General features: G+C 59.4%; 25 protein-coding genes. 16 read left to right on the top strand and 9 right to left on the bottom strand.

What is annotated here, in order from left to right; translation table 11 throughout:
* Nucleotides 1–221 precede the first annotated feature (221 nt).
* A complete protein-coding gene (locus tag PS14A_RS10535) occupies nucleotides 222–473 on the top strand; it encodes a DUF2790 domain-containing protein (RefSeq protein WP_212616108.1) in 252 nt (83 codons plus the stop codon).
* Between the two features lie 70 nt (nucleotides 474–543).
* Here the strand turns inward: PS14A_RS10535 and PS14A_RS10530 are convergent, their stop codons facing one another.
* Entirely contained in the window at nucleotides 544–1,470 is a 927-nt protein-coding gene (locus PS14A_RS10530) for a LysR family transcriptional regulator (RefSeq protein WP_076563297.1), read from the bottom strand.
* A 211-nt stretch (nucleotides 1,471–1,681) separates the two neighbouring features.
* On the opposite strand from PS14A_RS10530, the gene PS14A_RS10525 reads away from it, so the two are divergent.
* Genes PS14A_RS10525 through PS14A_RS10515 form a run of 3 tightly spaced genes read left to right on the top strand, consistent with a single transcriptional unit; the run spans nucleotide 1,682 to nucleotide 4,464 of the window.
* Nucleotides 1,682–3,118: an NAD-dependent succinate-semialdehyde dehydrogenase gene (locus PS14A_RS10525; protein WP_130910475.1), complete on the top strand. Its 1,437-nt coding sequence runs from the start codon at nucleotides 1,682–1,684 to the stop codon at nucleotides 3,116–3,118.
* 10 nt (nucleotides 3,119–3,128) lie between these two features.
* Complete coding sequence (locus PS14A_RS10520; protein WP_137213350.1) at nucleotides 3,129–3,455, top strand: carboxymuconolactone decarboxylase family protein; 327 nt, start codon at nucleotides 3,129–3,131, stop codon at nucleotides 3,453–3,455.
* 7 nt (nucleotides 3,456–3,462) lie between these two features.
* Nucleotides 3,463–4,464 (top strand): NAD(P)H-quinone oxidoreductase, encoded by a 1,002-nt coding sequence (locus tag PS14A_RS10515; RefSeq protein WP_212616107.1) that lies wholly within the window; start codon nucleotides 3,463–3,465, stop codon nucleotides 4,462–4,464.
* Between the two features lie 66 nt (nucleotides 4,465–4,530).
* Here the strand turns inward: PS14A_RS10515 and PS14A_RS10510 are convergent, their stop codons facing one another.
* Nucleotides 4,531–5,541 carry an NAD(P)-dependent alcohol dehydrogenase gene (locus tag PS14A_RS10510; RefSeq protein ID WP_137213348.1) on the bottom strand — a complete coding sequence of 337 codons (1,011 nt, stop codon included), beginning with the start codon at nucleotides 5,539–5,541 and terminating at the stop codon, nucleotides 4,531–4,533.
* A gap of 157 nt (nucleotides 5,542–5,698) precedes the next feature.
* Here PS14A_RS10510 and PS14A_RS10505 point away from each other — a divergent pair, with 157 nt between their 5' ends.
* Complete coding sequence (locus PS14A_RS10505) at nucleotides 5,699–6,613, top strand: LysR family transcriptional regulator (RefSeq protein WP_212616106.1); 915 nt, start codon at nucleotides 5,699–5,701, stop codon at nucleotides 6,611–6,613.
* Between the two features lie 37 nt (nucleotides 6,614–6,650).
* On the opposite strand, the gene PS14A_RS10500 is transcribed toward PS14A_RS10505, so the two are convergent.
* Nucleotides 6,651–7,037 (bottom strand): carboxymuconolactone decarboxylase family protein, encoded by a 387-nt coding sequence (locus PS14A_RS10500; RefSeq protein WP_038861560.1) that lies wholly within the window; start codon nucleotides 7,035–7,037, stop codon nucleotides 6,651–6,653.
* Nucleotides 7,038–7,113: 76 nt separating this feature from the next.
* On the bottom strand, nucleotides 7,114–7,500 hold the full coding sequence (locus PS14A_RS10495; protein WP_016774345.1) for a MerR family transcriptional regulator: 387 nt from the start codon (nucleotides 7,498–7,500) through the stop codon (nucleotides 7,114–7,116).
* A 281-nt stretch (nucleotides 7,501–7,781) separates the two neighbouring features.
* Here PS14A_RS10495 and PS14A_RS10490 point away from each other — a divergent pair, with 281 nt between their 5' ends.
* The 5 genes from PS14A_RS10490 to PS14A_RS10470 all read left to right on the top strand — a co-directional run bounded on the left by PS14A_RS10490 (nucleotide 7,782) and on the right by PS14A_RS10470 (nucleotide 11,837).
* The gene (locus tag PS14A_RS10490) at nucleotides 7,782–8,138 is read left to right on the top strand and encodes a metalloregulator ArsR/SmtB family transcription factor (RefSeq protein WP_122610110.1); all 357 of its coding nucleotides are present in this window, start codon (nucleotides 7,782–7,784) and stop codon (nucleotides 8,136–8,138) included.
* Nucleotides 8,139–8,162: 24 nt separating this feature from the next.
* Nucleotides 8,163–9,446, top strand: a complete 1,284-nt coding sequence (locus PS14A_RS10485; protein WP_212616105.1) for an arsenic transporter — start codon at nucleotides 8,163–8,165, stop codon at nucleotides 9,444–9,446.
* Between the two features lie 16 nt (nucleotides 9,447–9,462).
* Complete coding sequence (locus PS14A_RS10480; protein WP_137213344.1) at nucleotides 9,463–9,933, top strand: arsenate reductase ArsC; 471 nt, start codon at nucleotides 9,463–9,465, stop codon at nucleotides 9,931–9,933.
* 47 nt (nucleotides 9,934–9,980) lie between these two features.
* Nucleotides 9,981–10,694, top strand: coding sequence for an arsenical resistance protein ArsH (gene arsH / locus PS14A_RS10475; protein ID WP_212616104.1), 714 nt, complete (start codon nucleotides 9,981–9,983; stop codon nucleotides 10,692–10,694).
* A gap of 69 nt (nucleotides 10,695–10,763) precedes the next feature.
* A complete protein-coding gene (locus PS14A_RS10470; RefSeq protein ID WP_212616103.1) occupies nucleotides 10,764–11,837 on the top strand; it encodes an ArsO family NAD(P)H-dependent flavin-containing monooxygenase in 1,074 nt (357 codons plus the stop codon).
* A gap of 28 nt (nucleotides 11,838–11,865) precedes the next feature.
* Here the strand turns inward: PS14A_RS10470 and PS14A_RS10465 are convergent, their stop codons facing one another.
* The gene (locus PS14A_RS10465; protein ID WP_073475408.1) at nucleotides 11,866–12,417 is read right to left on the bottom strand and encodes an arsinothricin resistance N-acetyltransferase ArsN1 family B; all 552 of its coding nucleotides are present in this window, start codon (nucleotides 12,415–12,417) and stop codon (nucleotides 11,866–11,868) included.
* Between the two features lie 297 nt (nucleotides 12,418–12,714).
* Here PS14A_RS10465 and PS14A_RS10460 point away from each other — a divergent pair, with 297 nt between their 5' ends.
* From PS14A_RS10460 to PS14A_RS10445, 4 genes are all read left to right on the top strand, one after another.
* A complete protein-coding gene (locus tag PS14A_RS10460; RefSeq protein WP_130911024.1) occupies nucleotides 12,715–13,047 on the top strand; it encodes a hypothetical protein in 333 nt (110 codons plus the stop codon).
* 189 nt (nucleotides 13,048–13,236) lie between these two features.
* Nucleotides 13,237–14,061 carry an oxidoreductase gene (locus PS14A_RS10455; RefSeq protein WP_130911023.1) on the top strand — a complete coding sequence of 275 codons (825 nt, stop codon included), beginning with the start codon at nucleotides 13,237–13,239 and terminating at the stop codon, nucleotides 14,059–14,061.
* Between the two features lie 231 nt (nucleotides 14,062–14,292).
* The gene (locus PS14A_RS10450) at nucleotides 14,293–15,234 is read left to right on the top strand and encodes an AraC family transcriptional regulator (RefSeq protein WP_212616102.1); all 942 of its coding nucleotides are present in this window, start codon (nucleotides 14,293–14,295) and stop codon (nucleotides 15,232–15,234) included.
* A gap of 53 nt (nucleotides 15,235–15,287) precedes the next feature.
* Entirely contained in the window at nucleotides 15,288–15,917 is a 630-nt protein-coding gene (locus tag PS14A_RS10445; RefSeq protein WP_212616101.1) for a DUF3885 domain-containing protein, read from the top strand.
* Nucleotides 15,918–15,924: 7 nt separating this feature from the next.
* Here the strand turns inward: PS14A_RS10445 and PS14A_RS10440 are convergent, their stop codons facing one another.
* The gene (locus PS14A_RS10440; RefSeq protein WP_212616100.1) at nucleotides 15,925–16,380 is read right to left on the bottom strand and encodes a GNAT family N-acetyltransferase; all 456 of its coding nucleotides are present in this window, start codon (nucleotides 16,378–16,380) and stop codon (nucleotides 15,925–15,927) included.
* Between the two features lie 132 nt (nucleotides 16,381–16,512).
* Between PS14A_RS10440 and PS14A_RS10435 the strand changes: the two genes are divergently transcribed.
* The gene (locus tag PS14A_RS10435) at nucleotides 16,513–16,926 is read left to right on the top strand and encodes a PaaI family thioesterase (protein ID WP_212616099.1); all 414 of its coding nucleotides are present in this window, start codon (nucleotides 16,513–16,515) and stop codon (nucleotides 16,924–16,926) included.
* A gap of 11 nt (nucleotides 16,927–16,937) precedes the next feature.
* On the opposite strand, the gene PS14A_RS10430 is transcribed toward PS14A_RS10435, so the two are convergent.
* Nucleotides 16,938–17,396, bottom strand: a complete 459-nt coding sequence (locus PS14A_RS10430; protein ID WP_130911018.1) for a helix-turn-helix domain-containing protein — start codon at nucleotides 17,394–17,396, stop codon at nucleotides 16,938–16,940.
* Nucleotides 17,397–17,489: 93 nt separating this feature from the next.
* Here PS14A_RS10430 and PS14A_RS10425 point away from each other — a divergent pair, with 93 nt between their 5' ends.
* Entirely contained in the window at nucleotides 17,490–18,431 is a 942-nt protein-coding gene (locus PS14A_RS10425; protein WP_130911017.1) for an aromatic alcohol reductase, read from the top strand.
* A gap of 35 nt (nucleotides 18,432–18,466) precedes the next feature.
* Here the strand turns inward: PS14A_RS10425 and PS14A_RS10420 are convergent, their stop codons facing one another.
* A complete protein-coding gene (locus PS14A_RS10420; RefSeq protein ID WP_212616098.1) occupies nucleotides 18,467–20,011 on the bottom strand; it encodes a GMC family oxidoreductase N-terminal domain-containing protein in 1,545 nt (514 codons plus the stop codon).
* A 26-nt stretch (nucleotides 20,012–20,037) separates the two neighbouring features.
* Nucleotides 20,038–20,811 carry an alpha/beta hydrolase gene (locus PS14A_RS10415; protein WP_130911015.1) on the bottom strand — a complete coding sequence of 258 codons (774 nt, stop codon included), beginning with the start codon at nucleotides 20,809–20,811 and terminating at the stop codon, nucleotides 20,038–20,040.
* Nucleotides 20,812–20,884: the final 73 nt, after the last annotated feature.

Raw genomic sequence — 20,884 nt, 5'->3', positions numbered from 1 at the left:
CTGCCGATTGCATGGCGAGCCGTAAAAAACCGAGATAAGCAAAAGGCGCCCTCACCGGCGCCTTTTTTTGTTTGCGCTGAACCCTGCGCGATCGTTTACCCCATGCCGATTGTGGCTCAAACCGTAAACAGTCTTTACCCAATCCGCGCCTGTTTCCCCCGCCAGCCGCCGCATAGAGTTTATTCCAGCAGCACACTCAACTTCAGCAAAGGAAAATACCCATGAAAGTCTCAATGCTCGTCTTCGCACTCTTCGGCTTCAGCTCGGTGGTCATGGCTCAGGAATCGACTACCACGCCACCAGTCGAGCAATACACCTACGCCAGTCACCTCGACGTCGCCAAAATCATCTCGGAAGATCCCGTGCCGGATGTCTGCGCTGTAGTGCCGGTGCACATGACTTATCAGGATTCCCAAGGCAAACAGCACATCCTGCAATACGAGGTCATGGGCAGCGGCTGCAGCAACGGTTGATCTGGCCAATACCTCGCACACCCATTGCGTCTCAGAGTTGGCTCGCTGAGACGCAAATGCCTTTACCGCTTCAATCGATAAGCGCCTGAGCAGTGCTCGCCAACTGCGCGCCGACCCGGGTTTTCAAGGTATCGATGAATCGCGTGATCTTCGCATCGACAAACTGGCGAGACGTGTAGACCGCGTAAACATTGCGCTCGTAGGTGTGGTAATCGGGCAGCACCCGCACCAGCCTGCCGGCACGCAAATCATCGATCGCCGTGAAGCCTGCCAACAGACCAATCCCCGCCCCTTCGCGAATGGCCACGGCCATTGCGTCCATATCGTTCACGCTGAAACTCGGCCCGCTCGGGATGAACGTCGCGTCGCCCGCCTTGCTTTTGAGCTGCCATTCATCGCGCACGTAATCCACGGTACCGAGCAGCAGGCATTGATGATCGCAAAGCTGCTCCGGCGTTTCGGGTGCGCCATGCCGCGCCAAGTATTCCGGGGAGGCCACCAGTACACAGTGACTGACGCCGATCTTCTGGCTGACATACGCCGAGTCCGGCAGCGTTCGCGCGATCAGAATGGACACGTCCAACTGATCCTCAAGCAGATTGGGCATGCGTTGGGAGAGCATCAAATCGACGGTCACTTCGGGAAACGCCTGGCGATATTCCAGCACCGCGCCGGTCACCAGTTGCCGCGCCAGTCCGGGCACGCAGTGCACCCGTAACGTCCCTCGTGGTTGCAAGGCGGCATTGCTCGCCTCGGCTTCGGCGCTTTCCAGGTCAGCGAGAATCTTCACGCAGCGTTCATAAAACCGCCGGCCCGCGTCGGTCACCGAAAGACGCCGGGTCGAGCGTTGCAACAGCCGAGTGTCGAGCACGTTTTCCAACGCCGAGACCGCACGCGATACGTTACCGACGGTGGAGTCGAGATGGTTGGCCACGGCAGTGAAACTGCCCATCTCGACTACCTTGATGTACACCGACATGTTTGAAAGTTTGTCCATCCTGATCGTCCTGTAGACCTGCCACTCACTGCGGATAACGTCGGATCCTACACGCTCGCTCCTGGGATCGATATTACCTTCTGGGACAACAATGATTCCCTCGTGGCCGGCTAAATCAAACGGCACGCCTTCCATAGACTGGATTCCACGGGACGCCTGAACCGCTGCGTACAAGGCGCCGAATGAATCCTCAACCATGAAGGCGACATCCATGAACACTCCTTACGATCCGCTCTATCTCTTCATCGGTGGTCAATGGCTTACCGCCCAAGACCGCGCGACCGCTGCCGTAGTCAACCCGGCTACCGGCGACGAAATCGGCCAGGTGCCACTCGCCACCGCCCAAGACCTGGATCACGCCCTCGAAGTGGCCCGACTGAGCTTCGACCAATGGCGTCAGACCGTGCCGGACCAGCGCGCAAAAATCCTCAAGCGCGCCGCCGACCTGATCCTCGAACGCGCCCCGCACATCGCTGCGCAAATGACGCTGGAAGAAGGCAAGCCACTGCGCGAAAGCCTCGATGAAGTGACCCGTGCGGCGGAATATTTCGAGTGGTTCGCCGAAAGCGCACGACGCATCGACGGCCGTGTCGTCCCGGCCAATCGTCCGGGTGTACTGCAACTGGTCAAACGCCAGGCAATCGGCCCTGTGGCAGCGTTCACACCGTGGAATTTCCCGGCCATCACCCCGGCGCGCAAGCTCTCGGCAGCGCTGGCCGCCGGTTGCAGCGTGGTGCTCAAGCCCGGCGAGGAAAGCCCTTCCACCGCTCTGGCCCTGGCCCGGGCGCTGGACGATGCCGGTTTGCCCAAAGGCGTCCTGCAAGTGGTGTTCGGTGTGCCGGATCAAGTGTCCAGCCATTTGATTGCCTCACCGATCATTCGCAAAGTGACCTTCACCGGTTCGGTGCCGATCGGTCGGCTGCTCTCGGCCCGCGCTGCCGAAGGCGTCAAGCCGATCACCCTGGAACTGGGCGGCCACGGCCCGGTGCTGGTGTTTGCCGACGCCGACATCGAAAAGGCTGCTGTGGAAGGCGTCGCCAATCGCTTTCGCGGCACCGGCCAGGTGTGCATTTCCTCGACTCGTTTTCTTATCCAGCGTGAGGCCTACGCCGAGTTCGTCGAGCGCTTCGTTGCTGCCACCAAGGCACTGAAAATCGGCGATGGCATGGATCCGCAAACCCAGGTCGGCCCTCTGGCGAACCCACGGCAACTGGCGAAGATGGAGCAACTGATCGCCGACGCCGTCGAGAAAGGTGCACGGGTGCTGGCCGGCGGTGAAGCGTTGCCGGGCGCAGGCTTCTTCTTTCAGCCCACCGTATTGGCCGATGTGCCGATGAGTGCGCGAATCATGCACGAAGAACCCTTTGGCCCCATCGCGATACTGATGCCTTTCGATGAGTTGAGCGACGGCCTGCAAGAAGCCAACCGCCTGCCCTACGGCCTCTCGGCCTACGCGTTCACTTCCAATGCGCGCACCGCGATCGACGTCGCCGATGGCCTGGAAGCCGGAATGATCGGCATCAACCAGTACCGCATCGTCGCCACCGAACTGCCCTTCGGCGGCATGAAAGAAAGCGGCCACGGTTCTGAAGGCGGCATCGAAGGCATCGAGCACTACCTCACCAACAAATTCATCAGCCAGGTTTAAGGGGATTTCCATGTCGACTATCGATTTCAGCAGCCCACGCGAAGCCGCGCGTGCCTTCACCCCGAAACTGGCGCAATTCGTTGACTCAACGCTGTACCCGCAGATCTGGAATGACCCCGCCTTGTCACCCCGCGAGCGCAGTCTGATCACTGTCGCTGCGCTGATTGCCGGCGGCCACTGCGAAGAATTACCCGCGCACCTGCGCCGCGCCGTCAGCAATGGCGTGAGCCATGAAGAGTTGTCGGCGGCGATCACTCACCTGGCCTTTTACGTCGGTTTCCCGGGCGCCATCACCGCCTCGGCCATCGCCAATGCCACCCTTGCCGACACGGAGTAACGTTGAGATGAAAGCCATCAACCTGAAAGCGTTCGGTTCAGCAGAAGTGCTGCAACTCGGCGAAGCGCCCAACCCTGAAGTGCGCCCGACCGACCTGCTGGTGCGTGTCTATGCGGCCGGCGTGAACCGTGCCGACCTGACTCACCGAACCGGCGGCTACGGCCATGCGAACTTCGGCGACTCGTTGATCATCGGTCTGGAGATCGCCGGGGAAGTGCTCGAGACCGGCAGCGAGGTGAGCGGATTCGCCGTCGGCGACCGGGTGATGGGCGTGGTCGGCGGCGGCGCCTACGCCGAACTGGCGCGCATCGACTACCGCATGGCCATGCCGATTCCGGCACAGCTCGACTATGTGCACGCAGCGGCGATTCCCGAAGTGTTTGTCACCGCCCACGAAGCGATGCTGCACCTGGCCCGACTCAAGTCAGGCGACTCGGTGCTGATCCATGCCGCCGCCGGCGGCGTCGGTTCCGCTGCCGTGCAACTGGCCTACGCCACAGGCGCCACGGTGTACGCGACCACCGAAGGCAGCAAGCTGTCGCGCGTCGAACACCTGGGCGCCGACGTGGCCATCGACTACAAAAACGAGGATTTCGCCGCAGTCATCGCCGACAAAACCCAAGGGCGCGGGGTCGACGTGATCATCGACTTCGTCGGCGCGCCCTACTTCGCCCGCAACATCGCCTCGCTGGCCCACGGCGGCCGCCTGGTGCAGGTCGGCATTCTTGGCGGCGGCGGCAAGGTCGACGTGGAGCTGGAGCACATCCTCTACCGGCACCTGCAAATCATCGGAACGGTGATGAAGTCGCGCACCCAGCCGGAGAAGCACGCGATGATCCAGCGCTTTCGCGACCACTGGCTGAAACGCTTCGCCGGCGCTGCGAGTCTGGAACCGGTGGTGGACAGCACCTTTCCGTTGTCCCGCGCAGCCGATGCCCATCGGCGGATGGAGTCTTCGCAGAATGTCGGGAAGATTATTCTGACGATGGAGCCCGAGGATTTGCGTTAAGACAGACATAAAAAAAGGCCAGTCAGTTGAGCTGACTGGCCTTGGTTTGTCTGACGTTTTCGCTGATCAGCTCACCTTGATCACAATCTTGCCAAACGCCCCTTTCGCCAGATGCTCATAGGCCTCACGCGCCTGTTCGAACGGATACACATGGTCGATCACCGGCCGAATGTCGTGCTCGGCGAGGAACACGTTCATCCGGTCGAACGATGAACGCGGTGCCACCGCGATGCCGCGAATGGTGGTCTGGCGGAAGATCAGCGGCATCAGGTTCAGCTCGACGGTCTGCCCTGTCAGAAAGCCAATCTGCGCTATCCGCCCCGAAGCCTTGGTCGCTGCTACCGACTGATTGATGCCATTGCCTCCCGCCACATCAAGGAGCAGATCCACACCCTTGCCCCCGGTGAGTTTCAGCACCTCGTCCGCCCAGTTCGGCGTGCTGCGGTAATTGATACCGGCGACCGCGCCCAGACGTTTTACCGCGTGCAGATTGTCATCGCTGCTTGAGGTAGCGATGACTTTGGCGCCCAGCGCGGTGGCGATCTGCACGGCGAAAATCGATACGCCGCCGGTGCCCTGTACCAACACGGTCTGCCCCGGTTGAATAGCGCCGAAATCCACCAGCGCGTACCACGCAGTCAGTGCGGCGATAGGCAGCGTCGCCGCCTCTTCATCGCTCATGTTGGCCGGCGCGCCGACGGCGCTGTCCTCGTGAATGATCATGTACTCGGCGAGGCCACCGGGCAGCGGCGAACCGAAGCAATAATCCGGCTCGTTCGGCCCCGGCTCGCCATCCAACCAGCGCGAGTACAGATGTGAATTGACGCGGTCGCCAACCTTGAAACGAGTAACACCGGCGCCGATTGCAACTACGGTACCGGCGGCATCGCTCACTGGAATCAGCGGTTTCGGCACCAGGTGCGGCTCGTAGATACCGTCAACGATGGCCTTGTCACGAAAATTCAGCGAGACCGCGCCGACCTTGACCAGCAGCTCGCCAGCCTTGGGCTGCGGGGTTTGCGTCTCGCCCAGTTGCAGATTGTCGAGCCCGAAATCTTTCAGTAACCACGCTTTCATGATGTGTCTCCAAATGCATTATTGGCCGCAAAACCTCAGGGGGGTTGCCTTGGGGCCATGATTGGCTTTTACATCAGCGCAATAAATGCTTGGAAACAGACATGATTGTTCTATTCTCAGGCAACAAATACAGATACCGAAGCTCAGCGGAAAAGTCATGGAATTACTGCAATCGATGCGCCTGTTCGCCCGACTGGCGGAGCTGGGCAGTTTCACCAAAGCCGCCGAGTCGCTGGATATCGGCCGGCCTCAGGTCACTCGCTATATTCAGGAGCTGGAAACATCGCTGGGCGTGCGCCTCTTCCAGCGCACTACCAGGAAAGTCGCACTCACCGCCGAGGGTGAGCTTTTCTATCAGCGGGTCCAGGAAATTCTGGCCGAGATCACCGCCGCCACCACGATGTTCGATCGCACCGGAGCCACGCTGTCCGGCCGCCTGCGCATCGACATTCCCACTGCGTTCGCGCAACTGGAATTCATCAAGAGCCTGCGCGAGTTCACCGCCACCTACCCCGGCATCGACATGGTGCTGGGCGTCACCGATCGTGCGGTTGATCTGGTCGGCGAAGGCATCGACTGCGCGCTGCGCATCGGAGAGCTGCCCGACTCAACGCTGATCGCCCGCCCTATCGCCCTGGCGACCATGGTCACCTGCGCCGCGCCCGAATACCTGCGGGAGCACGGCACACCCGAAACCCTTGCAGACCTGACGAACCATCAAGGCGTGAACTTTCTCTCGGGCCAGAACAACCGCACCTTGCCTTGGCAGTTTTCAGTTGAGGGCAAACAGAAAAGCTATGTCAGCCGCCAAGGCATTACCGTCACCGAGTCGAACGCTTACGTGCAGTGTGGCGTGTCGGGCTTCGGCATTATCCAGGCGCCGGGCATCGCGGTCGCCGAGCATTTGGCTAGCGGTGCTCTGGTGGAAATTCTGCAACCGCTGCGCCCGCTGCCTCGGCCGGTATCGCTGCTGTACCCGAGCCGCACGCATTTGCCGGCGCAGGTGCAGGTGTTTATCGAATGGCTGCAGGTGCGGTTTGTGCGGTTGTATGCGGGGTGGGTGGAAGGTTGAATCTGGCTTTATCGCGCAGTTTCTGCAGCGTGCGCACCTAGGATTTGACACTGATTCCGCGAGCAGCAAAGACTTCACGCGCAGCCGTTATACCGTTCAAGGCGCTGGGAAACCCTGCGTATACGGTCATTTGCAAGATCACATCGACCACCGCCTCCGGTGTGCACCCGACGTTCAGGGCACCGCCGATATGCACTTTCAGTTGTGGCTGGGCGTTGCCCAGTGCGGTCAATGCCGCAACGGTTGCCAGCTCACGAGTGCAGTGATCGAGCCCGGGGCGGGCGAAGACATCGCCGTAGGCAAAACTCAGAATCCAGTCCGCAAGCTCTGGAGCAGTATCCTTCAATGAATCGACCACTGCCTGACCAGGTCCGCCAGTGATCTGCGTCAGAGCGGCTTCTCCGCGTGCTCGACGATCGGTCATCTCCACGGGCGCTGCGACACTGGTCACGCTGGCGCCGATCAATGGGGCGGACAGCAAACGATTGAAACCGGGAAGTTTACGGATCATGGTGATGCTCCTTTTGCTCGAGTTGGTGGTAGATCTGAATCTTGTTATCCAGAACCTCCAGGGACTGGCTCAACTGGCTGATCTGCGCTTGCACGTCCCGGCGATGCTGCTCGAGAAGCTCGCGGCGTTCTGCCAGGGTCGAGTCGCCTGATCGACGCAATTCGGCATACCGCAGCATTTGCTGGATCGGCATTCCGGTCGCCTTCAGCCGGAGCAGAAACTCGGCCCACAGCACATCCTTCTCGGCGTACACCCGGTGGCCATTGCCACCGCGCCCAACCGGGTCGAACAGCCCGATGCGCTCGTAATAGCGGATCGTGTGAGCGCTCAAATCAAGGCGCTTGGCCAACTTTGAAATTGTCAGTTCTGGATTCATGTCATCACCGTAAAGGTTTGAGCGCGCTCTAAGTCAATGGCTATTTTCAATCAGCTGGAATCAGAAAATTCGCGGGCAATATCCGTGCGGTCCGCCGCTATCAGTCTCGACGGTTCAACCGCTGTTATATTCGCTTTACCAGATATATGCTTATGCGTATATTCGGTCATCCGTATCCATTGCCCGGCAATCATCCCGCCGCCTTTCATCCTACGCATCACGACATCCGCAAACGCATCAGGCTCTTCGTTTTGGTCAAGACAAAAGCATCTGGAGGACGAATGACAGAACCCATGACCCCCACCACCTTGTTCAAGTGCCTGGCCGACGACACCCGAGCCAAAATTTCCCTGCTTGTCGTGAGCCAAGGTGAACTCTGTGTATGCGAGCTGACGGCAGCGCTCGACCTGAGTCAGCCGAAGATTTCTCGTCATCTGGCGCTGCTGCGCTCCGCCGGTTTGCTGCTGGATCGTCGCCAGGGTCAATGGGTGTACTACCGAGTCAATCCTGATTTGCCCGCGTGGGTGGCTGCAGTTTTGAAGGAAGTGGTAGACGCCAATCAGCAATGGCTGGAAACCGAGGCCAAGCGCCTGTGCGGCATGAGCGACCGTCCGATCAACCAAGCCGTGTGCAACTGATTCACGCCCAACCGGATTAATGAAATGCTGATTGCCGTATTGATCTTTATCGCCACCATCGTCCTTGTCATCTGGCAGCCCAAGGGACTCGGGGTTGGCTGGAGTGCGACGTTCGGCGCCATCGTGGCGCTGCTGGCAGATGTCGTTACCCTTGCCGACATACCGGAGGTTTGGCGCATAGTCTGGAACGCTACCGGAACGTTCATCGCAGTCATTATTATTAGTCTGTTGCTTGATGAGGCAGGCTTTTTCAAATGGGCTGCGCTGCATGTCGCCCGATGGGGAGGCGGGAGCACCCGCAAGCTGTTCGCATTTATCGTCCTGCTGGGTGCGGCTGTCTCGGCACTGTTCGCCAACGACGGAGCGGCATTGATCCTCACTCCCATCGTAATCGCGATGTTGCTGGCGCTGCGTTTTTCTCCCGCCGCGACGTTGGCGTTCGTCATGGCCGCTGGATTTATCGCAGATACGGCGAGCTTGCCATTTGTGGTTTCCAACCTGGTCAACATTGTTTCTGCCGACTACTTCAATATCGGCTTCAACGAATATGCTTCGATCATGGTGCCGGTAAACATCGTCAGCGTGGCGGCGACACTAGCCATGCTGCTGTGGTTTTTCCGCAGAGATTTACCAAAGACCTATGACCTCAACCAACTGGACAACCCGGATGACGCAATCCATGACCGTGCCACTTTCGTAGCCGGCTGGTGGGTGCTGGCACTACTGCTGATCGGCTTCTTTGTCATTGAGCCATTGGGGGTTCCGATCAGCGCCATTGCAGCGATCTGTGCATGCATTCTCTATGTCATCGCGGCTCGTGGTCATGCCATCAACACAAGCAAGGTGCTCAAAGAGGCGCCATGGCAGGTGGTGATTTTTTCTTTGGGTATGTACCTGGTTGTTTATGGCCTGAAGAACGCCGGCCTTACCGACCACATCGCGCAGATCCTGAACGTGTTCGCCGGTTATGGCATTTGGGGCGCGTCCCTTGGTACAGGACTGCTGACAGCATTGCTGTCTTCGATCATGAACAACATGCCCACCGTTCTGGTAGGCGCCTTATCCATTCATGCCGCCGAAGTCGACGGTGTAGTCCAGCAAGCGATGGTTTACGCCAACATCATCGGCTGCGACCTGGGCCCGAAGATCACCCCGATCGGGAGCCTGGCCACGCTGTTGTGGCTGCACGTGCTCGCCCGGAAAAACATAACGATCAGTTGGGGTTACTACTTCAAGACCGGGATCGTGCTGACCTTGCCCATTCTCGTCGCCACATTGTCCGCCCTGGCACTGCGCCTAAGTTTCTGAATCAAGGAATCGTCTGATGAAAATCCTGTTCATGTGCACCCACAACAGCTGCCGCAGCATTCTGTCCGAGGCGCTTTTCAACCACTTGGCGCCCGAGGGTCTAGAAGCCATCAGCTCGGGAAGCTTTCCCAGTGGCCGGGTGAATCAACGGGCACTGCAAACGCTGGAGGCGGCGGGCGTCTCCACGGCGGGCTTGAGCAGCAAGGCTTCGGATGCTTTTGAGGGCGCGCCTCCCGACATCGTCATTACCGTCTGTGATCGCGCTGCTGGAGAAGCATGCCCGATCTTCTTCGGCCCAGCCCTGAAGGCGCATTGGGGGCTGGCCGACCCGTCCGAGGCTAGCGGGTCGGAAGCCGAGATCACCGCTGCATTTGAAAGCACACTGGCCAAAATTCGGGAACGCGTGAATGCATTTCTTGCACTGCCGCTCAAGACCCTGAGCCCTGACCAACTGCAAGCTGAACTGAACCGCATCGGTTCGCTTTAAAGATCAACCGAGGCGGCGCCCCTCCACGCGCCGCCGCAGGAGTTCATATGCAAGATACATTGCCGAACGTACACGCCGACCTGATCGACATTCCTACGCTGGAGCAGTTGTCTCCTCGCAATCCTTCGCAGCATAAACCGCGCATTCTGCTGTTATACGGGTCGACGCGAGCGCGCTCATTCAGCCGTCTGGTCACGCAAGAGGCGGCACGCCTGCTGAATGAGTTTGGCGCCGAAACCAGGATCTTCGACCCTTCGGGTCTGCCGCTGCCCGATGACGCACCCGACACCCATCCCAAAGTCGTGGAGCTGCGCGAGCTGATGCAATGGTCAGAGGGTCAGGTGTGGTGCTCTCCTGAGCGTCACGGTTCCATGAGTGCCGTGTTCAAAGCGCAGATCGACTGGGTTCCGCTGGCGCTGGGCGCTGTACGACCTACGCAAGGCAAAACCCTTGCTGTGATGCAGGTCTGCGGCGGCTCGCAGTCCTTCAACGTGGTCAATCAGTTGCGGGTACTTGGCCGGTGGATGCGGATGTTCACCATCCCGAACCAGTCCTCCGTGGCCAAGGCGTTCACCGAGTTCGATGAAGCGGGTCGCATGAAGCCTTCTTCGTACTACGACCGCCTGGTGGACGTGATGGAAGAATTGATGAAGTTCACGCTTCTCTTGCGCGATCGTCAGGATTACCTGGTTGACCGTTATTCCGAGCGCAAGGAATCCGCCGAAGAGCTGTCCAGACGTGTCAACCAGCGTTCGATTTGATGCCTGTGTGCGGAACCGGTATGAGCCGCACCACGATCTTTCACAAGTTGAGGCCGTTGAGCCTGGAGGATGCTGGTGAGTCAGAATTCGAAACTTGATGTCGTGGTCATTGGTGGTGGCCAATCCGCGCTGACTGTCGCTTATTTTTTGAAGCGCACAGGCTTGTCTTACGTGCTGCTGGATGCCGAGCCGGGACCAGGAGGCGCCTGGCGGCATGGCTGGGATTCGCTGCGGCTCTTCTCGCCGTCGGCATGGAGTTCGATTGCAGGCTGGCCGATGCCAGTCCTGTCCGAGGGGACGCCCGGGCGGGACGACGTTGTCGAATACCTGACTCAGTACGAGCGCCGGTATGACTTCCCCATCATCCGCTCCACGCGGGTGACCGGTGTCGAGAAGATCGAAGGCGGCTTGCGTGTTATCTCAAAGGACAACCACTGGGACGCCAAAGCGGTTATCAGTGCAACAGGCACCTGGAGCTGCCCGTTCGTACCAGACTATCCCGGCCAGGCATTGTTTGCAGGCAGGCAGCTTCATTCCGCTCATTACGTCGGGCCGAACGAGTTTGCGGGTAAAACCGTCCTTGTCGTCGGTGGCGGCAACTCCGGCGCCCAGATTTACGCCGAGGTCTCCAAAGTGGCTCAGGCAACCTGGGTCACGCAACAGGCCCCAACGTTTCTACCTGATGATGTTGACGGACGCGTCCTGTTCGAACGCGCTACCGCTCGACTGAAGGCGCAGCAGGATGGCGTGGAGCCTCAACAGCCCGTTGGAGGGCTGGGCGACATCGTCATGGTGCCACCGGTCAAGGAAGCTCGCGAACGCGGTGTATTGAGCGCGGTACGGCCGTTCACGCGTTTTACTTCGACAGGGGTTGTGTGGTCATCGGGGATCGAGACAAAGGTGGACGCTGTCATCTGGTGCACCGGGTTTTCTCCGGCGCTCGACCATCTGAACAGCCTGAATATTGTAGGCCGGGATGGCAAAGTGGCTGTGAACGAAAACCGGAGTGTCGCGTTGCCCGATTTATGGCTGGTGGGTTATGGCGACTGGACGGGGCTCGCTTCTGCCACATTGATCGGCGTAACCCGCACCGCCCGGGATGTAGTCAGGCAAGTGCAAAGCTATCTCACTGGCGGAACCTGATTGCTCGCGCCGACAAATTCGCGCGAGCTTACTGTGATGCGACTTCAAGCTCGGGGAAGATGATTGGCTCCAGCGGTGGAGTCGCCTGGTTCAGGCCGAGTCGCCAGTAGCCGACATCGTGCCATTTTCCAAGCTTGAACCCTACCTCCGGGTACATGCCGATTTGGGTGAATCCTAGTGACTCATGCAGGCCCACGCTGCCTTCATTTGGTTGCGCGATCCCAGCGTAGGCTGAGTGAAATCCCTGCTTTTCGAGAATCGAAAGCAAGGTCCCGTAAAGTTCTCGGCCGACGCCCTGACGACGAACTGATTCTGCGATGTACACGGTCACATCAACGGCCCATCGGTATGCCGGACGTGCGCGATGCTGACTTGCGTATGCATAGCCTTTGATCTCGCCCTGCTCTTCAGCCACCAGATAGGGATAAGTCTGAAGCGTCTTAGTTATCCTATGCGCAATTTCCGTAATGCTCGGCGGTGTTTCTTCGAAAGAGATCGCAGTATTCAGAACGATTGGGGCATAAATGCGCTGGATGGCATCTGCATCGGTTGCCGCCGCCGTACGGATATTCAAAGCCATGGAGGATCGTCCTTGAGACCAAGCCTGAACCTTAGCTTTTCCAAGCCACTTTTCAATATCAACGAATGCAATATCGGTATTCAGTGTCGGAATCACAGCTTGAAGCCTGAAGGTCGGTAGTCTGTAAAATCATCTTCAGCGAGCAGAATCAGGCAAATCGCCGACAGTATCCGCTTAACGCCGACACCGCCCTGCCCCCTAATCTGAACCCATGCAGAACACACCACTGCAACGGGTTAACCAGAGACTGATCTGAACGACCCGGACCTCAATCGAAATTTGACCGGAGTCACCGCCATGAAAACTGTAAGCCAACTGATCGCTATCGCCACCTTCGCCCTCAGCGCAAGCGCATTCGCCGTACCGAGTAATCAGGAAGAACGTTTCTTCACCCAGGTCAGCGAACCACAGCAGACTGTTGCTGCCGATGGCTCGGAACGTACGCCGCAGGGCCAGGCTCTGGCTGAAAACGGCCGCAACCGCCTCGAGGAACAAGGCCTGGTTGAAGACGGTCATGACAAGACCCCACAAGGCCAGGCCATCGCTGCCGACGGCTCAGACCGCACCCCACTGGGTGAGGCCCTCGCCGCTGATGGATCGGACCGTACACCGGGCCGTCGCGCAGCATAAGTGCGTGTTGCCGAGACAGGAAAAGTCCTGCGGGTATGAGACCTGCAGGACTTTTCCGTTTTTTGAGGCAAGACCTGATCGAAAACTCTATTGATAGGAACAGGCAATACTTCGATCCGATTCGGCATCGTCCGCCAGCGTTATCCGCCCTAGCATGGCCTCTCCAATTGCCTGCTGGAGTACAGATCCATGAAGACCCTTTTCATCACCGGTGTCAGCAGCGGCTTCGGCCAGGCGCTGGCCAAGGAAGCGCTCGCTAAAGGTCACAGGGTTATCGGCACAGTGCGCAGTGAATCCGCTCTGGCAGCCTTCGAAGCGCTGTCGCCCGAGCGCGCGCATGGGGTGGTGCTGGACGTTACCGAGTTCGATGCCATCGATGGGGTGGTTGCGGCTGTGGAGGATCGTCACGGCCCGGTGGACGTGCTGGTCAACAACGCAGGTTATGGCCATGAGGGGATTTTTGAAGAGTCATCGCTGCAGGAAATGCGCCGCCAGTTCGACGTCAACGTATTCGGCGCGGTGGCGGTGACCAAGGCTTTCGTCCCGTATTTCCGCCAGCGCCGCGCGGGGCATATCCTCAATATCACTTCGATGGGCGGCCATATCACCATGCCCGGGATCGCGTATTACTGCGGCAGCAAGTTTGCGCTTGAGGGGATCTCCGACACCTTGAGCAAGGAGCTTGCGCCCTTCAATATTTTTGTCACCGCTGTGGCGCCGGGGTCATTTCGCACCGACTGGGCAGGCCGCTCGATGCAACGCACGCCGCGTAGCATCAGTGACTACGACGCAAGCTTCGATCCGGTGCGCAAGGCCCGGGAGGAGAAAAGTGGCCATCAGCTGGGCGATCCGCAGAAAGCTGCACGGGTCATGCTGACGATCATCGACAGTCCAAACCCGCCGGCTCATCTGCTATTGGGCAGTGATGCGCTGGCGCTGGTGCGTGACAAATTGCAGCGCACGGCGGAGAGTATTGAGCAATGGGCAGCGCTTAGCCGCTCGACGGATGGCTGAAAGATCAAAATCACCCTCACCCCAGCCCTCTCCCGGAGGGAGAGGGAGCCGATCGCGGGTGGATTCAACCCCCGCGTTCGGCACGATATTACAGGTCGGCGTAGTACCAGAAAGCAGCGCGGTCAGTCCCCTCTCCCTCTGGGAGAGGGCTAGGGTGAGGGCTCTGTCTGACACCCCGCCAATCAGCCAGACAGGTTCAAACGCGCCTTTTCACAAGGAAACCCACAGCCCATGCCGAAACCGAAAGACCCGCTCACAACGCGCATGGTCCAGCTAATGAGCCAGCTCGCCCCGCTGGAAGGTTACAACCTGAGCCCGCTGGACGATGTGCGTTTCCTGCGTTCCAACCGACCGCTGACCCGCACGCCGGTGTTGTACGAACCGGGCATCGTGATCCTTTGTCAGGGGCGTAAACGCGGCTATCTCGGCGATGAAATCTACGTCTACGACGCTCAGCATTATCTGGTGGTGTCGGTGCCGGTACCCTTCACCATGGAAACCGACGCCAGCGAAGCCGAGCCGATGCTCGCGGTGTACGTGCGTCTGGATTTCGCCTTGGCCGGCGAGCTGATTCAGCAAGTGGATGAGCGGTGGGATTTCCCTACAGCGCAGCCGATGGGCATGTACGCCTCGCCTCTCGACGAACCGCTACACCGGTCGACCCTGCGTTTTCTTGAAGTGATGAGCAACGATGCCGACGCGCAAATCCTCGGCCCGGCGATGCTGCGCGAACTCTACTATCGTATCCTCACCGGCGAACAAGGCGGCACCCTGCGCGCCGCCATCGCCCAGCAAGGTCAGTTCGGCAAAGTGACCCGCGCCATCCACAAGATCCACAGTTGCTATAACCAACATCTCGACGTAGAAACCCTGGCCGAGGAAGCGCAGATGACCGTGCCGAATTTTCATTTGCACTTTCGCAAGGTCACCGATTCCTCGCCGATGCAGTACCTGAAATCGACGCGGCTGCACCAGGCGCGATTGCTGATGCTGCGCAACGACCTGACCGCGGCAAAATCTGCGTTTCTGGTGGGCTACGAAAGCGCCTCGCAATTCAGCCGCGACTTCAAACGCCTCTTCGGCCGCACACCGCTGGCGGAAGTGGCGTGGATGAAACAAGCCTATGCGCTGCCGGCACCGACGACTGCTTCGCCGTTTGTGTCGTCGCACTGACTTTACCCGCGTCTTGAACAAACAGAAATCCTCATCACCTTGAAGGCAAGAAAGTGAATCTGAGAGCTGAGATCGAAAACGCATTTGGACCCCAGGCATTCGCCCGTCCGCTTTTCTATTCCTGGCCCGGAGGATTGCGTTTCGAACTCTCCGAAACGGGCGGAATGATCGAGCAATTCCTGACCGCTATGCGCAAATCCATAACCATCTGCGGCGACATTTTCCAGGGGGACGCATCGTTTGTCGCATGCCTGCGCATTCATTCCGGTCGCAATCGATTCGCCCATCGCAGCACTCTTCGCGCCCTTAAATCTGCTGGCATCGACACTCCATCAGCGCTGTGCATCTGGAGCGAAGAAATAGATAACGAGGAATGGTTCAGTGAGGAAGAGCCGGAATACTGGGTCAACGTCGCCTTCGAAGCGTCTGCCGCCCGCATTCAAGCATTACTCTGGTGCGCATTGGCCAAGGATTTCGCCGACATCCAACCGCGTGCGAACTGTGCTGTCTACCTGTTCAATCTGCCCAAGCGAGTCATGGTCTTTCCCTATGACGACAGAGGCATGGACGTGGTTGGGACCAACACCGAGCTACTTTCGCAGCTCTATCAACGTCACCATGCCTGGCTGCTCGACCATGACCGGGCAGCGATGGAAGCCTCATTCGGCAGGCACAAGCGTTAGGTGAACGCTACCGCTCCAACGTTTTCGCCATGATGATCGTGCGCTCCGTCTGATGAAACTCATCTCTGATTTTCTTGAAGCCGAGCGAAGCATAGAAGCCTTCTGCGGTGACTGAAGAAGGAACGCGCAGCAAGTTGAAACCTGCGTCCATGGCGAGTGATTGAATGCTCTTCATCAGCTGGCTTCCGACACCCATTCCTTGAAAGTCCGGGTCGACAAATACGCTTCGAACAACGTCTCCATCAAGACTTGCCGTTGCGACGATTTGACTGTCGAGCGTAGCGACCAGCACCTGACGCTCAGACAACAAGCAAAGGATCTTCGAGGGCGAAAAACGTTTAATCACTCGATCAATGATTTCGGGTGGATAGTCGCGAGCATTGCTCTCACGGAGCGTCTTGATGATCGTCTCACTGATAGCCGATGCATCCGCATCTTTCGCAATGTGAATTTGAATATCCATCACGTAGCTCCTTGCTGGTCAGTTCCGTGTACAGCACTTATCGCAGCAAATTCCCCATCCGCATAGTGCTTGCCCCTTCCTGCGATTCCCCGCTCAATCGCACAGGTCAGCCACCTGCATCAGGATGGGATCATGAACACCACGGCCATTTCCGAAGGTTTCACTCCATTGACCCGCAGCAGTCCGTTGCTGGATCTGCTCGGCCCGATCTACGCCAGAGGCCACGGGCTGCAATTGGAACTGGGCTTGCTGACCGACTCCCGCCACGCCAATGGTCGCGGCACTTTGCATGGTGGTGTATTGGCGACTTTGGCCGATGTCGGCATGGGCTACGCCATGGCCTTCTCCAGCGATCCGCCGCAGCCATTGATTACGGCGAGCATGACCCTGGATTATCTCGGCGCGGTGCACATCAACGAGTGGCTCGAAGTGCGTCTTGAGCACTCCAGAAAAGGCCGCCAATTGGCGTTTGCTGGCGTCAGTCTGCACGTCGGTGAGCGAACGGTTGCGCGCGCCAGCGCCGTCTTCGCCGTGCCGCTGAGCTGAAGCGCGAAACCTCAGTCTGACGCTTCAGAATCATCCCGCGCTGGAACAGGAATTTGCCATGAGGGTTTCTTGCCGATCTGGCTATCGAACGTGCGTCGCGCTTGGCGGAAACCCTCGACGTTTTCCACCACCCAAGTCCAGATCGGCGACATCCGCACCAGCAAGCCCATGCCCAATGGCGTCAGCTCGTACTCGACGTGCGGCGGCACCTGGTCGAGCTCGCGCCGGGTCAGCAGGCCGTCGCGTTCCAGCGCACGCAGGGTTTTGGTCAACATGCGCTGAGTCACGCCGGTCATCTGCCGTTTGATCTCGGCGTGACGCATCGTGCCGTAGACCCCCAAGGCATGCAGGATGCCCAACGACCAGCGACTACCGGCGTGCGCAAGCACTTCGCGGCGCACGCCATCATCGTCTCGTCTGAGCGTCTGGCAGATTGCTTCTGCCTCACTGAGCGCTTGCTGATCAGTCATTTCTTCACCTGGTATCACGCGTGTGCCTTCTTCTGAGTACTGCCCGATCGTGCCAGCATTTGCCGATCTTACATGCAGATCTCAGGAGACATCATGACCGAATCGAACCACCCTTCCCCGCAATCCATTCTTGTCCTGGGCGCAGGCGAGCTCGGCCTGCCGGTTTTGCGCAACCTTGCGCGAGTGGCAAAGCGCTCGCCCGGCAGCACGATCAGCGTCCTGCTCAGGGCCTCGACGATTGATAGTCAGGTGCCGGCAAAGAAAGCCGAAATCGATGAACTGCGCAGTCTCGGCGTGCAGATGGTAGCGGCAGATCTGGTCAACGATTCGATCGACCAACTGGCCGAAGTCTTCGCACCTTTCGATACCGTCATTGGCTGCGCCGGCATGGTCGCTGGTCGCGAGACGCCGATGAAGCTAGCGACCGCCGCGCTCAAGTCCGGCATCAAGCGCTACTTCCCGTGGCAGTTTGGCGTGGACTTCGAAGTGATCGGCCGGGGCAGTCCGCAGGATCTGTTCGATGCTCAGCTCGACGTGCGCGAACTGCTGCGCGCGCAGGACAAAACCGAATGGGTGATCATCTCGACCGGCATGTTTACCAGTTTCCTCTTCGAGCCGGTGTTTGAAGTCGTTGATTTCGACAACGACACCGTTAACGCCCTGGGCAGCCTGGACACCAGCGTGACGCTGACGACCCCGGACGACATCGGCAAGCTGACCGCACAAATCGTTTTCTTCGAACCGCGTTTTCGCAACGAGATCGTGTATCTGTCGGGCGACACGCTGACCTATGAACAGGTCGCGGGCCTTCTCGAACGCGTGCTCGGACGGCCCTTCAAGCGTAACGTCTGGACAGTGCCGCACCTGATGCAGGAACTGGAAAAAGACCCCACTCACCACATCAAAAAATACCGCGCGGTGTTTGCCCAAGGTCGAGGTGTGGCGTGGCCGAAAGCGGGCACGTTCAATGAGCAACAGACGATACAGGTCACGACGGCCGAGCAGTGGGCGCGGGAAAATCTTGCGAACGAGTGAAAGCAGATTTTGCGCAGCGGGGCGTTGTGGGCGCTTTATACTCCCGCAAGCACCAGCTCCGCTGCCCGCTCACCAATAACGACACACGGCGCCATCGTGTTGCCAACGGTGATGCGCGGCATGATCGAAGCATCTGCAACGCGCAGCCCGTCGATCCCGTATACGCGTAATTGATGGTCAACCACCGACAGCGCATCGCGGCCCATTTTTGCCGTACACGACAAGTGCCAGTAGGTCATCGCCGAGTTGCGGATGAACTGTTCCATAGCGCGGCGTTCTCTCGGCCCGGGCACGACTTCGCGCTTGATCAGCCCATCGAAGGCCTGGCTGTTGCCCAGTGCGCGGCACAGCTCGATCGAAGCATATGCCGCTGCCATGTCCTCGGGTTCACTCAGCGAGTTCGGCTCGATAATCGGCGCATCCAGCGGCCCTGCACCCGACAGTCGCAGGCATCCGCGACTGGCCGGTCTGGCCAGCCCGGCGAACATCGTCCAACCATGCTCCGGCGGTTGTATGGCGACCTCTGGCGGAGACGGTACCGCAAATGCCAGCTGACACTGCAACAGATCCGGGGCTTCCAGGCGACTGTCGCTTTTCCAGTACAAGGTGGTTTCGCATCCGCTGCCAGCGACCGCTTGGGGTTGTTGGTATTCCCACGTGCAGCCGAAAGCCAGATGATCCTGCAAATTCTCGCCGACACCGGGTAAATGAACGACCGGTGCGATGCCGTGTTTTCGCAGTTCATCCGCCGGGCCGATGCCCGACTGCATGAGCACTTTCGGTGATTGCACCGCGCCCATGGACAGGATGACTTCAGATGCGGCATGAAAGCGCCGCCGCTCGCCGGCGATCAACACTTCGACACCGACGGCCCGGGTGCCGACCAGCAACACGCGGGTCACCAACGCCCCGGTCAGCACCGTCAGGTTCGGACAGTGCAAGCGTGGCCGGACGTAAGCGTCGTAAACCGACTCGCGCTTGCCCTGTTTGATGCGCAAGTCGGTGACAGCGATCCCTCCTGGCCCTTCCATCATCTCGCCATTGGGGCTGTCGAATCGAGGGATGCCCAGATCGCTGGCCGCCTCCAGCGTTGCCCACGCAAGGGGTTGAGGCGTGGCCGGCTGTTCGACATGTACCGGCCCACCTGAACCACGCCGGGTGGCGTCCGGGCTGCCTTGCCAGTTTTCGATCCTGCGGTAGTAATCGAGCACCGATGCGTAGCCCCAGGCCGGGTCGCCAGACTCGGCAGCAAAATGCTCCCAATCGCAGCGATGGCCGCGCGACCAGACCATCACGTTGATGCTCGAACCTCCACCGAGCCCCTTGCCCATGCTCAGCGGGAGCCGTCGACCGTTGAGGCGTGGATCGGATTGCCCCTCGAATGCCCAGTCGCGCGTGGAGCCGAGGTTCAGCGGCCATTGCGCCGGTTCGGTCACCTCGGGGCCTGAGTAACCTTCGCCGGCTTCAATCAGCAGAACCCGTGCGCCTGACTCATCGGCAAGCCGCGCAGCGACCACGCAGCCCGACGTGCCGGCACCACAGACAATGAAGTCATAGTCGTGATCGCTTCGAGGGTTCATACGCCCGCTCCCCTTCGATGCCGCGATCACTGCTTGGCAACGCTGTGCACGGCTTTGAGAATCACTGCGGCGACCTCGGCCGGCTGCGATTGCTGCGGGACATGGCTGGCGTGCACTTCTGCAAGGGTCGCACCAATACGCTTGGCGGCAGAACGCTGGACATCGGGATGAATCATCCGGTCTTCGGTAGCGAGCAGGTACCAGGACGGCTTGGTTTTCCAGGACGAAACGGTGGTTTTATCTTCGAAAGCCGAGGCCTTGATCGGCCCTTGCGTGGCGGTCATGACGGCAGTTTGCGCGGCCGGCAGATCCTGAGCGAAGTCCTTGGCCATGCCTTCGGGGGTCAGATAGAGGAAGCCGTTAGCGTCGGCCTTGATCTGACTGATGCCCGGCGGCGTCGGCGCGCCTTTACCCTGCTCGCCACTGGTTTGCCCGGCGTCTGGCGCGAAGGCGGCGACATACACCAGCGCGCTGACTTTCTGGTCGCTGCCAGCCTCGGTGATCACCGTGCCACCCCAGGAGTGACCGACCAGCACCACCTTGCCCTGCTGGTTGTTCAGCGCGCGGCGCGTGGCGGCAACGTCGTCGGCCAGAGAGGTGAGCGGGTTTTGCACAACGGTAACGGCCACGCCTTTGGCTTGCAGCAGTGGCACCACCTTGGCCCAGTCGGAACCGTCGGCGAAGGCGCCGTGTACGATCACCACCGAAGGCGTTGTATCCTGCGCGTGGCTGGCGCCGGCCATGAAGGTACTGGCCAGGGCAAAGGCGACGGTGGCGAATTTCGATTTGATTGTTTTCATTGGATGAGCTCCTGTTCGGGAGTTCAGAGTGTGCTGGCCGGCCTGCGATGTGGGCATCGGTCAATTATCCGAC

Origin of the sequence: Pseudomonas sp. 14A, from assembly GCF_018132745.1 — a bacterium.
GTDB classification, from domain to species: Bacteria; Pseudomonadota; Gammaproteobacteria; order Pseudomonadales; family Pseudomonadaceae; genus Aquipseudomonas; species Aquipseudomonas mercuritolerans.
Note: the sequence above shows the minus strand (reverse complement) of the source record. Positions and strands in the feature narration are given on the sequence as shown.

What these genes read in the sequence shown, in the direction of transcription:
- PS14A_RS10535 (WP_212616108.1), top strand. Translation starts at nt 222, where the DNA reads ATGAAAGTCTCAATGCTCGTCTTCGCACTCTTCGGCTTCAGCTCGGTG.
- PS14A_RS10530 (WP_076563297.1), bottom strand. Translation starts at nt 1,470, where the DNA reads ATGGACAAACTTTCAAACATGTCGGTGTACATCAAGGTAGTCGAGATG.
- PS14A_RS10525 (WP_130910475.1), top strand. Translation starts at nt 1,682, where the DNA reads ATGAACACTCCTTACGATCCGCTCTATCTCTTCATCGGTGGTCAATGG.
- PS14A_RS10520 (WP_137213350.1), top strand. Translation starts at nt 3,129, where the DNA reads ATGTCGACTATCGATTTCAGCAGCCCACGCGAAGCCGCGCGTGCCTTC.
- PS14A_RS10515 (WP_212616107.1), top strand. Translation starts at nt 3,463, where the DNA reads ATGAAAGCCATCAACCTGAAAGCGTTCGGTTCAGCAGAAGTGCTGCAA.
- PS14A_RS10510 (WP_137213348.1), bottom strand. Translation starts at nt 5,541, where the DNA reads ATGAAAGCGTGGTTACTGAAAGATTTCGGGCTCGACAATCTGCAACTG.
- PS14A_RS10505 (WP_212616106.1), top strand. Translation starts at nt 5,699, where the DNA reads ATGGAATTACTGCAATCGATGCGCCTGTTCGCCCGACTGGCGGAGCTG.
- PS14A_RS10500 (WP_038861560.1), bottom strand. Translation starts at nt 7,037, where the DNA reads ATGACCGATCGTCGAGCACGCGGAGAAGCCGCTCTGACGCAGATCACT.
- PS14A_RS10495 (WP_016774345.1), bottom strand. Translation starts at nt 7,500, where the DNA reads ATGAATCCAGAACTGACAATTTCAAAGTTGGCCAAGCGCCTTGATTTG.
- PS14A_RS10490 (WP_122610110.1), top strand. Translation starts at nt 7,782, where the DNA reads ATGACAGAACCCATGACCCCCACCACCTTGTTCAAGTGCCTGGCCGAC.
- PS14A_RS10485 (WP_212616105.1), top strand. Translation starts at nt 8,163, where the DNA reads ATGCTGATTGCCGTATTGATCTTTATCGCCACCATCGTCCTTGTCATC.
- PS14A_RS10480 (WP_137213344.1), top strand. Translation starts at nt 9,463, where the DNA reads ATGAAAATCCTGTTCATGTGCACCCACAACAGCTGCCGCAGCATTCTG.
- arsH (WP_212616104.1), top strand. Translation starts at nt 9,981, where the DNA reads ATGCAAGATACATTGCCGAACGTACACGCCGACCTGATCGACATTCCT.
- PS14A_RS10470 (WP_212616103.1), top strand. Translation starts at nt 10,764, where the DNA reads ATGCTGGTGAGTCAGAATTCGAAACTTGATGTCGTGGTCATTGGTGGT.
- PS14A_RS10465 (WP_073475408.1), bottom strand. Translation starts at nt 12,417, where the DNA reads ATGGCTTTGAATATCCGTACGGCGGCGGCAACCGATGCAGATGCCATC.
- PS14A_RS10460 (WP_130911024.1), top strand. Translation starts at nt 12,715, where the DNA reads ATGAAAACTGTAAGCCAACTGATCGCTATCGCCACCTTCGCCCTCAGC.
- PS14A_RS10455 (WP_130911023.1), top strand. Translation starts at nt 13,237, where the DNA reads ATGAAGACCCTTTTCATCACCGGTGTCAGCAGCGGCTTCGGCCAGGCG.
- PS14A_RS10450 (WP_212616102.1), top strand. Translation starts at nt 14,293, where the DNA reads ATGCCGAAACCGAAAGACCCGCTCACAACGCGCATGGTCCAGCTAATG.
- PS14A_RS10440 (WP_212616100.1), bottom strand. Translation starts at nt 16,380, where the DNA reads ATGGATATTCAAATTCACATTGCGAAAGATGCGGATGCATCGGCTATC.
- PS14A_RS10435 (WP_212616099.1), top strand. Translation starts at nt 16,513, where the DNA reads ATGAACACCACGGCCATTTCCGAAGGTTTCACTCCATTGACCCGCAGC.
- PS14A_RS10430 (WP_130911018.1), bottom strand. Translation starts at nt 17,396, where the DNA reads ATGACTGATCAGCAAGCGCTCAGTGAGGCAGAAGCAATCTGCCAGACG.
- PS14A_RS10425 (WP_130911017.1), top strand. Translation starts at nt 17,490, where the DNA reads ATGACCGAATCGAACCACCCTTCCCCGCAATCCATTCTTGTCCTGGGC.
- PS14A_RS10420 (WP_212616098.1), bottom strand. Translation starts at nt 20,011, where the DNA reads ATGAACCCTCGAAGCGATCACGACTATGACTTCATTGTCTGTGGTGCC.
- PS14A_RS10415 (WP_130911015.1), bottom strand. Translation starts at nt 20,811, where the DNA reads ATGAAAACAATCAAATCGAAATTCGCCACCGTCGCCTTTGCCCTGGCC.